This window comes from Flavobacterium sp. AC267, assembly GCF_979258715.1.
In genome coordinates this window covers 2,030,256-2,042,238 of sequence record NZ_OZ409875.1, presented here as the reverse complement: position 1 = coordinate 2,042,238, position 11,983 = coordinate 2,030,256, and the positions used below count along the sequence as shown (strand labels likewise).

At 33.3% G+C, this 11,983-nt stretch carries 5 protein-coding genes, 2 tRNA genes and 2 pseudogenes; 5 read left to right on the top strand and 4 right to left on the bottom strand.

Annotated elements, in window-relative coordinates:
• Positions 1-125 precede the first annotated feature (125 nt).
• Both ACZZ95_RS10500 and ACZZ95_RS10495 read left to right on the top strand, forming a co-directional pair.
• Positions 126-2,111, top strand: coding sequence for a TonB-dependent receptor (locus tag ACZZ95_RS10500; protein ID WP_463468981.1), 1,986 nt, complete (start codon positions 126-128; stop codon positions 2,109-2,111).
• A 101-nt stretch (positions 2,112-2,212) separates the two neighbouring features.
• A complete protein-coding gene (locus ACZZ95_RS10495) occupies positions 2,213-2,674 on the top strand; it encodes a TonB-dependent receptor domain-containing protein (protein WP_463468980.1) in 462 nt (153 codons plus the stop codon).
• Positions 2,675-3,374: 700 nt separating this feature from the next.
• On the opposite strand, the gene ACZZ95_RS10490 is transcribed toward ACZZ95_RS10495, so the two are convergent.
• From ACZZ95_RS10490 to era, 3 genes and pseudogenes are all read right to left on the bottom strand, one after another.
• Entirely contained in the window at positions 3,375-6,041 is a 2,667-nt protein-coding gene (locus ACZZ95_RS10490) for an outer membrane beta-barrel protein (RefSeq protein ID WP_463468979.1), read from the bottom strand.
• Between the two features lie 244 nt (positions 6,042-6,285).
• Positions 6,286-7,597 (bottom strand): annotated as a pseudogene (gene der, locus ACZZ95_RS10485) (ribosome biogenesis GTPase Der).
• Between the two features lie 372 nt (positions 7,598-7,969).
• Positions 7,970-8,853 (bottom strand): annotated as a pseudogene (gene era / locus ACZZ95_RS10480) (GTPase Era).
• A 116-nt stretch (positions 8,854-8,969) separates the two neighbouring features.
• Between era and ACZZ95_RS10475 the strand changes: the two are divergent.
• Positions 8,970-9,042: transfer RNA gene (locus ACZZ95_RS10475), tRNA-Met, on the top strand.
• A gap of 200 nt (positions 9,043-9,242) precedes the next feature.
• Here the strand turns inward: ACZZ95_RS10475 and ACZZ95_RS10470 are convergent.
• Positions 9,243-10,367 (bottom strand): acyltransferase family protein, encoded by a 1,125-nt coding sequence (locus ACZZ95_RS10470; protein ID WP_463468978.1) that lies wholly within the window; start codon positions 10,365-10,367, stop codon positions 9,243-9,245.
• 469 nt (positions 10,368-10,836) lie between these two features.
• On the opposite strand from ACZZ95_RS10470, the gene ACZZ95_RS10465 reads away from it, so the two are divergent.
• Positions 10,837-11,460, top strand: a complete 624-nt coding sequence (locus ACZZ95_RS10465) for a DUF3667 domain-containing protein (RefSeq protein WP_463471655.1) — start codon at positions 10,837-10,839, stop codon at positions 11,458-11,460.
• Between the two features lie 383 nt (positions 11,461-11,843).
• Positions 11,844-11,915, top strand: a tRNA-Glu gene (locus tag ACZZ95_RS10460).
• Positions 11,916-11,983: the final 68 nt, after the last annotated feature.

The following is an 11,983-nucleotide window of genomic DNA, read 5'->3' as shown; positions in this document are numbered from 1 at the left end:
ACTTTTGCAAAACAAACCAAAAAGACTTTCTACAGCTTCTGAAAGTATTTCATTTATAATGTGTATGTGTTGATTTAAAAAAATTTTATTTTAAATTCTACTAATCATATATACTTAATATAAAAATGAAAACATCAATAAAAAATATCTTTCCAATTTTATTCTTTTTAACCTTCTCTATCTCATTCGCACAAAATATTGAGGGTGTAGTTACAACAAGTGAAAATACACCTTTAGAAGCCGTAAACGTGGTTATTAAAGGAACTACTAATAGTGCCATTACAGATAACAGCGGTAAATTCGTAATCGATTCAAAAGGAAGATTACCATTGACGCTATTGATTCAGTATGTTGGATATAAAACGACTGAACTTGAATTGACTGCAATACCTGCAAGTCCAATTTTAGTTACGCTTAAAGAAGAAAATGAACTTGTTGAAGTTGTGGTTTCTTCTAGACGTCGTATCGAAAAAGTTCAGGATGTGCCAATTGCAATTTCTGTAATTACAGGAAAACAAGCAGAACAAACGGGAGCTTTTAATGTTAACCGTATTAAAGAATTAGTTCCTTCGGTTCAGCTTTATTCTTCTAACCCAAGAAACACTGGTATTAACATTAGAAGTTTAGGTTCTCCATTCGGATTAACCAATGATGGTATCGATCCAGGTGTTGGGTTCTATGTTGATGGTGTTTATTATGCTCGTCCAGTTGCTACAACACTTGACTTTATTGATGTAGAACAAATTGAAGTTTTACGTGGCCCGCAAGGTTCTTTGTTTGGAAAAAATACTACTTCAGGAGCATTCAATATTACAACTCGCAAACCAAGTTTTACTTCTGGTGCTGATTTTGAAGTTAGTTACGGAAATTACTCTTTCTTGCAGGCTAAAGCTTCTGTTACTGGTGCTTTAGGTAAAAAAGTTGCTGGTAGAATCTCTTTTTCTGGTACACAACGTGACGGCTTAGTGGATAATGTTGCAACAGGAAGAGCTACTAATACATTAAATAATCAAGGAATTAGAGGGCAATTACTTTGGACTCCAACTGTAAATACTAATGTTATATTTGTCGCCGATATTACAACGCAACGCCCTGACGGATACGCGCAGGTAATTGCTGGTGTAGCTCCAACTCAGAGAGCGGCTTACCGCCAGTTTGATGCAATTATAGCCGATTTAAATTATCAGCTTCCAAGCCAGAATGCATTTGATCGTAAAATCGACCAAGATACACCATGGCGTTCTAATCAAGATATGGGAGGTTTTTCATTAAATATTGATACGAAAATTGGAGGTGGAACTCTTACTTCAACAACTGCATGGCGTTTTTGGAACTGGGATCCATCAAATGATAGAGATTTTACTGGATTACAAGTATTGGCTAAATCTCAAAACCCAACGAGACAAACTCAAATTACACAGGAAGTTCGTTACGCAGGACAGTTAACTTCTAAAATCAGTGGTGTTGCTGGAGTATTCTTTATCGATCAAACTTCGCAGACTGATGGTACTGAAGAATCTGGAAACGCACAATGGAGATTTGCACAAAGTTCAACAAGTGCTTTATGGAGAACTCCAGGTCTTTTTGAAGGATACGGAATTAAAACCGATGCCAACATTAGAGCTTCGAGCGCGACAGTATTTGGTCAGATTGACTGGGCAATTACAGATCGCCTGCATGTTTTACCAGGTTTGCGTTACAACTTTGATAAAAAAGATGCTCATTATGCCCGTACAACTTATGGAGGTTTACAAACTACAGATCCAGCGTTATTGGCTTTGAAAAGACAAGTTTATTCTGATCAGGCATTTGATTCAGCTATTGACAATACAGATTTTTCTGGAAACATTACAGTTACTTTTAAAGCTTCGGATAGAATTAATGCTTACGGAACATTTGCAAAAAGCTACAAACCAGTTGGTGTAAACGTAGCAGGTCTTCCAACAAATTCTGCTGGACAGCCTTTACTTGAACTTGCCGTTATCAAACCTGAAAAAGTGTATCATTATGAAGTTGGAGTGAAAACTTCTCCATTCAAAAATTCAATTTTCAACTTAGCTTTCTTTAAAACAGATATTAAAGATTTCCAAACAAACGTTCAGGTTTGCTGAATTGGGTGTAAACCGTGGTTATCTTGCAAATGCAGATAAAGTACAAGTTCAAGGTGTAGAATTAGACGCTAGTATTGTTGTAAATCAACATTTAACTATTAATGGTGCTTGCAACTTATACAGATGGAAAATATGTAAAATTTACAAATGCACCGCTTCCTTTAGAAGAAACTGGCGCTCCAGTATCATTTAAAGATGTTTCTGGATCTGCTTTGCCAGGCGCTTCAAGATGGGCAGGTTCTTTAGGAGGTGAACTTTCAGACAATGCAAGATTCTTTGGAAATGCAGGAAAAATTTTCGTAGCGCTTGATTCTTATGCTCGTTCTGAATTTTCTTCAAGCCCTTCGGCTTCAAAATATTTAGTGGTTCAAGGTTACGCGATTTTTAATGCTCGTTTAGGTTTCCGTGCATCACAAGGTTTATCTGTTTACTTTTGGGGACGAAACCTTTTAAATAAAGATTACTACGAACAATTATTGCCTGCAGGTGGAAATTCAGGTCAATATGCAGGAGTATTAGGTGATCAAAGAACTTACGGAATTACATTAAAGTACTCATTGTAAGGTTAGAGTTAATTAGTTTAGTATTAAAACCGAGATATATTTAAAATGTATCTCGGTTTTTTGTTTTTATTCAAATCACAAAAAAAGGAAGTATCAAGTTGGCCTGAATGTTCGCAAGGAATATTTCATCGGTAAAAATTTTTTTTTGTTTTGCTTTGTTTTGCATCCCATAGGGACACCTCTGCTAATGAAAATTAAAATCGACCTCATTTATCAGACGTTCCTACGGAACGTAATAACCTGAACCAAAATTAAGTTCTACCAATGAGACATTCCTACGGAATGAATTTGCATAAACAAAAAAGACATTTATAAAAAAACACCTGATCAAATTTTAATGACTAGGCATTTTTAACCGTTGTACCTTTGAAACTTTGCCCCTTTGCAACTCTAAAACCTTAGAACCTAAGCCTCTCAGCACCTTAGCGCCTTAGCGCCTTAAAATTATCAAACGTTCCTACGGAACGTATAACCGCAACCCAAATTAAGTTCTACCAACGAAACATTCCTACGGAATGAATTGGATTACTAAAAAAGACAACATTTATAAAAAAAACGCCTGATCAAATTAAAATTTGATCAGGCGTTTTAACCTTTGCACCTCTGAACCTTTGCATCTCTGAACCTTTACAACTTTGCCTCTTTGAAACTCTAAACCTTAGAACCTCAGCTTCTAAGCACCTTATAACCTTAAAAAAAATCAAGACCCTCTCTGTCTCTTTCCTCCTTTTTTGCTTTCAGCGAAGTTTCCGATTTTATAAGCTAAAGAAAACATTACATAACGTTTTAAAACTGTATTTTCCTCATCGCGAATCGACGTTGCCGAAATTGTTCTTGTGGCACTTTGGTTTTGATTTAAAACATCATAAACCTTTACTTTAGCATATAATTTTTTATCTAAGAAACCATAAGACAAACTTGTATTCCAAAGAAAGAAATTCTTTTTGAAATCGTCTGAGATGTTTGAATTATAAGTATACCCAAAATCATTTCCGAAAATTAAATTTGCCGGCCAGTACGAGGTTGTCTGCATATTAATTCTGTGAATTACATTTGAAGTAGCATCTCTTGAATAATTCTCATATCGAGTTTCGTTATACGACAAACTATAAGATGGCGCAATCGAAAGTACCTCACCATAATCGTAAGACGCATAAACACTTGGCGTTAAAACAATAGATTTTGCATTATACAAAACATCATTTGTAAATCCTTTATCAAAATTATAATTACCGCTTAAGCGCAATCCGTATCTTACTGTATGTGCATCTTTTTTAACCTGCTGATTCCAGTTTCCTCCAACCGAAGCTGAATACGTTCCCGAAATATTCACATAAGTGGTGTTTCTTTTTCCACTTTCATCATAGATTGAAGTCGAAACAATATCATTATTATAATAATCTCCTTTTATAAAAACACTATAACCAGAACGTGTTCTAAAATCAAAATTCTTAAAATCAATACCAGCGCTGTTTTTTTCAATAGGATTCAAATCTGGATTTCCGATTACACTGTTTAATGGATTATTTAAATTCGCTATCGGCATTAATTGCGTTGCAGATGGAAGCGCATTCGAATAATCATATTTGAAAGTTAAATTCTTTGAACGATTGAATTTGTATCGAAATTGAGCATTTGCATAAGGAAGTGCGTATCTCTTATTTAAATCAGTTGCTTGATTAAGATAAAAAGAATGATTATCAAATTCAACAATTGAAGTTCTCGAGTTTATATTTAATGAATATTTACTTTTCTGCCAGCTGATTCCGACTTTTGGCGTAATTGAGTTTTGCTTTGATGATGTAAAATTTGTAAGCGATAAATTTAAATCTGAATATTGCTGTGCAGTGTCATCAAAATCAAATGTTTTCTGATCATTTGTTGAATTCTGCCAGTTAAAATCAGATCCAAAACGCACTCTAAGAGAATCTGTAATTGGCTCCGTATATTCTACATCTAAAACATATGAATCGCTTTTTGAGGTATTTTTTGCATTCTGATTTCTTTCATCATTGGGCTTTGCATCCTGATAAAAAATAGTTTCAGAAATATTGATTCCGTTAGAATCATTTTTACTGTTATTGTTATTAAAAACCACACTAAGATTTCGTGATTTCTTTTCAAAAACTTTATTAAAATTAATACTGTTTGCAAAGTTAGTATTAGATCCTTCCGTATGCGATGATGCAGTACTTTCGTTAAGCGGATCACCAATTTCATTTTCAGAAAAAGTTGATGAAAAGGAATTGCTGTTAGATTGCGACTGATTTAATTTTGGAGCAACAACAAGACGCATTGTGGGATCAATTTTATATTCTAATTCAAAATTGACATTATTCCCTGTATTTTCATTTCTAGTTTTAGAATCTGACTCGGTCACAATATTTCCAGTTGGAAGAAAACTTACCTGATTCGATTTACTATCATTTTTAGTAACCGCGTTTGTGAAATTATAACTGCTCATAAACTCCAAATCCTTTGTCCAATCATCAGAATAATTAATTCCTGCCAAAGTTGACTGCGTAATTCCTTTTCCGCCTCCGCCGGCACCCTGATTTCCTCCTCTTGCATTACGTCCGCCTCCCATATTATCAAAAACCTCATCCATAGAAAATCCTGTTGAGTTGATATTGTTCGAAGACGCAAGTACACTAATTTTTTGTTTATTCTTAAAAAAGTTCATCATCAAACTGCTTTCATAGCGTTCGTCAGAACCGTATCCGCCAAGAACTTTACCAAAATATCCTTTGTTTTTCTTTTCGTCAATAGTAATATTTACAGTCGAATAATCTGAAGTCGATTCTTGTTTCGCCAGTTCTTCTTTCTTGGTTTTAAAGTCAGAAACCTGAATTTTTTTAATAATATCTGCCGGAAGATTTTTAATCGCAATAGCGCCATCTTTATCAAAAAATGTTTTCCCGTTAACTAAAAACTGATTCACTTCCCGCCCATTCACCGTAATTTTTCCAGTGTTATCAACGTCAAATCCGGGTAACTGCTTCAGTAGAGTCTCAACATTTGCATCGGGACGAACTTTATACGAAGGAGCATTAAATTCTAAAGTGTCTTTTTTGATGGTAATTGGCGGTGCTTCAGATTTTACAATCACCTCATTTAGAACATTTGCATTTTCAATCATATACAATTTGCCAAAGTCTTTACTTTCTGTAAGTCCTTTTTGCTCTTCAAAGTAAGCCTGATATCCTGTATAATTCACTTTTAAAAATACTGGTCTTTCATACTTTTTTGTATTGATAATAAAATTGCCGTTTTTATCAGTCGTAGCATATTCTATAATAGTAGAATCTTTTACGGTAGTAAAATAAACGGTAGCAAGCTCAAGTGGAAGGCTGCGTGTTGATATCAACTACAGTTCCTTTAACAATGATATTATTTTGGGCATTTGCCGAGTAAACAAAAGCTAAAAACAATAGAAATGAATAAATTTTGGTCATAAAATTAGGTTAGTTAGATCAGTAAGACTTAAATAATTGCAAAAGGTTTAATTGTGTTTTTTACATTTATTCAAATATAATGCCAATAAAAAAATGGATCTTATAATTCTATAGACACAAAACATAAAAAAGTCCCTATTACGGGGACTCATTTTTTTATTTTTCTCTAATATAAATATCTATTGGAACTCCAGCAAAATCCCATTTCTCACGAATTTTATTCTCCAGATAACGTTTATAAGGTTCTTTAACGTATTGCGAGCATATTGGCAAAAAATACAAACTGAGGTGTTTGTGTTGGTAACTGCATACAATATTTAATCTTTACATATTTTCCTTTTGTCGCTGGCGATGGATAAGCTTCGATAACTTTCAACATAAATTCATTGAATTTTGAAGTAGGAATTCTTTGTTTTCTATTTTCAAAAACCTGAACCGTAGCTTCAAGTGCTTTCAACAAACGTTGTTTCGTTAAAGCCGAAACGAACAAAATTGGCACATCTGTAAAAGGCATTAATTCTTTTTTAATTTTCTCTTCGTAATCGCGTGTAGACATAGTATCTTTTTCAACCAAATCCCATTTGTTTACTAATATTACAACACCTTTACGGTTTTTCTCTGCCAGCCAGAAAATACTCTGATCCTGACCTTCAAATCCGCGGGTTGCATCGATAACCAATATACAAATATCTGCATGCTCAATCGCACGAACCGAACGCATTACAGAATAAAACTCTAAATCTTCTTTAACCTTTGCTTTACGACGAATACCAGCAGTGTCTACCAAGTTAAATTCGAAACCAAAACGGTCAAATTTAGTATCAATTGCATCACGCGTAGTTCCAGCAATATCCGTTACCATGAAACGATCTTTACCAATTAAGGCATTGATAAAACTAGATTTTCCAGCGTTTGGACGTCCTACAACAGCAAAACGAGGCAGTACCACTTCTTCCTGAACTGGTTCTGGTTTCTCTGGGAAAGAGTCAATCAAAGCATCTAATAAATCCCCTGTTCCACTTCCTGAGATACTTGCAAATGTGAAATATTCACCTAATCCAAGGTTATAAAACTCAACAGCATCTTTCTCACGCATGGCATTATCAACCTTATTTACAGCCAATAAAACTGGTTTTGTTACTTTACGAAGTAACTTAGCAACCGTTTCGTCCATTGGTGTAATACCTTCCTCAACATCAACCACAAAAATAATAACATCGGCTTCATCGATAGCAAGTTCGACTTGTTTACGGATTTCACCTTCAAATACGTCATCAGATCCGCGAACGTATCCACCCGTATCAATAACAGAAAACTCTTTTCCGTTCCACTCGCTTTTACCATAGTTTCTATCACGGGTAACCCCAGATACTGAATCTACAATAGCTTCTCTTCTTTGTATCAGCCTATTAAAAAGGGTCGATTTCCCTACATTAGGTCTTCCTACTATCGCAACAATGTTATTCATTTTTTTTGAATTTTAGTCCCGAAGTCTCGGGATTAGATTTAAATTTTAGACTTCTAGTTTCCTAAAAACCTAACATCTTGGAATCCAAAATGCTTTATTTTAATTTTTTGCAAAGGTAGTCTTTTTTAGTTTGCAGTTATCAGTTTTAAGTATTCAGTAAAAAAACTTATAAAACTGTGACTATAAACTGAAAACTGACCACTTTTTTCAGGAGCTAATCCAGCTGTCCACTCTATCTTTTGTGGTCTCGTTAGAAAAAAAACGAGACCACAAAAGGATGCCGTTTCCATCTGGGCTAGGGCTTCAAGGTATCAAGACATTTTCCGTTTTTTTCCGATTAAACAAATCAACGATTAACCGATTCAACAAAAATTACTGATTATACCCAAATCGTTTCAACATATTAGCATTGCTTCTCCAGTTTTTATTCACTTTTACATATAGTTCGATGTGAATTTGTTTTCCGAAGAATTTCTCTAAATCGGCACGAGCATCGGTTCCTACTTTCTTAAGAGCTGACACCTTTATGTCCTATGATAATTCCTTTTTGTGTTTCGCGTTCGACCATAATTACAGAACGGATTCTAATAATTTTTTCATCCTCAAAAAATTCTTCTGTAACGATTTCAACCGCATACGGAATTTCTTTGCTGTAATTCAACAAGATTTTTTTCACGAATGGTTTCGTTTACAAAGAAACGTTCTGGTTTATCTGTTAATTGGTCTTTTGGATAATAAGCCGGAGATTCTGGCAGTAATTCGATAATTCTTCCAAAAACTTCTGGAACATTAAAATTTTGCAAAGCCGAAATTGGAAAAATTTCTGCATTTGGCACTTTTTCTTTCCAAAAAGAAACCTGCTCTTCCAATTGTTCCTGATTCGAATTATCGATTTTATTTAAAAGAAGTAAAACTGGAATTTTAGCATGAATGATTTTATTAAAGAAAGCTTCGTCTTTTAAGTCCTGCTCTCCTATTTCGACCATGTAAATTAGAATATCAGCATCTTCAAAAGCCGATTTTACGAAGTTCATCATCGACTCCTGCATTTCGTAAGCCGGTTTTATAATTCCGGGAGTATCAGAAAGTACCAATTGAAAATCTTCACCATTTACGATTCCAAGAATACGGTGGCGTGTTGTTTGTGCTTTTGATGTAATGATGGATAATCTTTCTCCAACAAAGGCGTTCATCAATGTTGATTTTCCAACATTTGGATTTCCGATAATGTTTACGAAACCTGCTTTATGTGACATTTGCATATTATTTATTTTGCAAAGGTAGTCATATCAACTCAATACAGAAAATAAAACATTTTTTAAAGTTTTCGTTGGATTTCTCAAAAATCGACGTATCTTTGCACCCGAAACATCGCGGGATAGAGCAGTAGGCGACTCGTCGGGCTCATAACCCGAAGGTCACAGGTTCGAGTCCTGTTCCCGCTACTAAACAAAAGCTTCAGAGAAATCTGGAGCTTTTTTATTTTATTTATTATTATCGGGCTCATATCCGCTACAGTTGGCACAGGTTAGAGTCCTGCTACCCTTAAACGAAAAAAAAAAGCTTAAGATTCCTCTAAAGCTTTTTTTTTCTATGACTTAGCTTTTATATTTTCCACATTAGAGCAATTCCTTGAAATTAACTCTCATATTTCTTTTACAGTTTTATTCCTTATTTTCATAAATGGTTTTTCTACTGTCAAGTGAAGAATGTATGCTCCTAAAACACAAGTTATCATACAAATTAAAAGCATTACATTATTCTCTATTTCAAAATCTTTTAATAGTTTATGAGTTGTAGTAATGATTCCTTTATGTGTCAAATAAATTGAAAAAGAAAGATTGGCAATAAAGGTTGTAATTTTTGAATTCACTTTATATAAAAAACTTGTAGGACTAATGGAGCCAATAACCATAAAACCAAAACCAAGCGCAATTAATGGAAATCCAAAAACAGATACGTTAAAAATTAGTAAGTCTTCACATAAAAAATAAGCCCCAGCCAAAACACATAAGCTTAATAAAAGAAATTGATTACCATATTTTGAAAGCGTGGTCCATAAATTTGGTAAAAATTGATAAATTCCTGCAATTGAAACACCAACTAAAAGTCCGTCTAATCGATTGTAAGTTGGATAGTAAATAAATTTATACCAGTACATCAAGCTATTTTCTTCGCCAATTTTCGGCATGTACAAGTAATTAAAACTATAAAATCTAATTGCAAAACCGAATAAAAACAAGCCTATTAACAGCCAACATGATTTAGAAAACAGTTTTGAAGTTTGCGACACTATTAAAATAATTGGTAAAAAAAGATAAAAATGTTCTTCTACACACAGCGACCAGCAATGCGAAAATGTTCCGTAGTCTTTTAAATTAAGATTGAAATTTTGGGTAAAAGTTAGAAACCTCCAAATTGAAGGTAAAGATTCTTTTTCCCTGAAATACGGGATGCAAAAATAAATCGCAACTGTCGCTAAATACGCAGGAACAATTCTAAAAAATCGTTTAATAAAAAAAACTTTAAACGAAATTAACTGCCCGTTTTTAATTTGCAGAAAGAGCTGTGAGGAAATTAAAAATCCACTTAACACAAAAAACAAATCAACGCCGGTCCAGCCAAATGATGTCGCATCAGGAAGCCATTCGGGTTCTCCGCCACTCACAATAAAATAATGAAAAAAGAAAACTAAAACAATAGCAAAAGCTCGTAAATGATCAAGCCCGTATAGTTTTTCATGAGCTTTAATCTCCAATTTATCTATCACTTTATATTGCTAATTTTAAGTTTGTTTTTCTCTGTAAACGGTAAACAAACATAACACTTAACTTTTCAATTTTGACGAAAAAGGAAAGTAAATTCAAAGTATTTTTTCACATTTAGCATCTTATAAATAAATCGATTTTTTTTCAATTATTTTATAGATGTGCCATATCTTGAACCGCTTTTGTTGAAAGCTTTTTTTTGTTTTGGTTTCTCACAGCTTTCGGTAAGTCTCTTCCCAAGCGGTGAGAATTTGCTTTTTTTATGTAAATTAGCCACGTCTCACGGCTAACAGTACTCCCAAAAAACCGAAGACAATACAAAAGAATAAATTGATCCTATATTTAACTGACCAATGACAAATAACTGTTTAAACTGTAACAACGTAATAGTAGACAAATTTTGCAAGCAATTGCGACCAATCAACATCTACACATAGATTTTCATTACCTCACGTTTTACAACACGATTTTATTCACGGAATATTTCATTTTGATACAGGATTTTTCTACACAATAAAAAAATTATTTACCAGACCTGGACATAGCATTAGAGAATATGTACAAGGAAAAAGAGTAAAGCACTTTAATTATTTTTCAACCATAATTCTTTTACTAGCAATTGGTTACTTTCTAAAAAAATGGACAAATTTAGATGCGTCTGTTTTATACGAAGATAAAAAACAAGTAGAAGGCGTTTTAAAAGTACTAAAGGAGTATTCAAAAATTGCAATTTTCCTTCATATACCAATTATTTCTTTTCTGAGCTATTTGTTCTTTAAAAAAAGCAACCAAAATTACACCGAAAATCTCGTTCTCAATTTGTATTTGTTATGCGGAACATTAGTAATTAGTTTTATACTAATAATCTGTATGATCTTTAGTGACAACAAAGACTTTCTTCTTTTTGTAAACTATTTGCTGACTGCATTAACCTTTTTGTATGTCATAATTTTCTATTATCAATTCTTTTCTGCTTTCGATTATAAAAAAAATGAATTAATTATTCGAGTTATTTGTCTTGCAATTTTGTACTTATTGACCAAACAAATAATGAACAATATGTTGAACATAATTGGACTTAAATATTTTCATTAATTCAAATCAAAGAGATTATCCCAGACAAAAGTTATAAAAACAAAGCTTCAGAGAAATCTGGGGCTTTTTTTGTATTGAACTGAGTATATATTTTTCAAAATAAAATAAAAATGAAACAAAAACCAAAAGAATATTCTTTCAAAAAGGAGTAATTCTAGTTTTTTTTTGAAATTTTTTAATACCGAAAAAAAGCTTCTTTTTCCTTTTTACTAAACAAAACAACCAATTATTAATCAAATAAATACAGCTGAAATTAACCCAATTAATTTACCACTGAATTCTTTTAAATACGGCAATTTCAGAATAATTTAAATAATTTTTTTTCAAAAAAATTTTGAGTATTTTAAAAATAGTTGCACTTTTGCACCCGCAATAAAGAAGCAGGCCCGTTCGTCTATCGGTTAGGACGCATGGTTTTCATCCATGTAAGAGCGGTTCGATTCCGCTACGGGCTACTAAGAAAAAGCTCCAGAGAAATCTGGAGCTTTTTTGTTATATTAGTTTTTCCTCACTGTTTGATTGG

Excerpts from the sequence above, each read along its gene's own strand:
- ACZZ95_RS10500 (WP_463468981.1), top strand. The coding sequence starts at position 126 with ATGAAAACATCAATAAAAAATATCTTTCCAATTTTATTCTTTTTAACC.
- ACZZ95_RS10495 (WP_463468980.1), top strand. The coding sequence starts at position 2,213 with ATGGTGCTTGCAACTTATACAGATGGAAAATATGTAAAATTTACAAAT.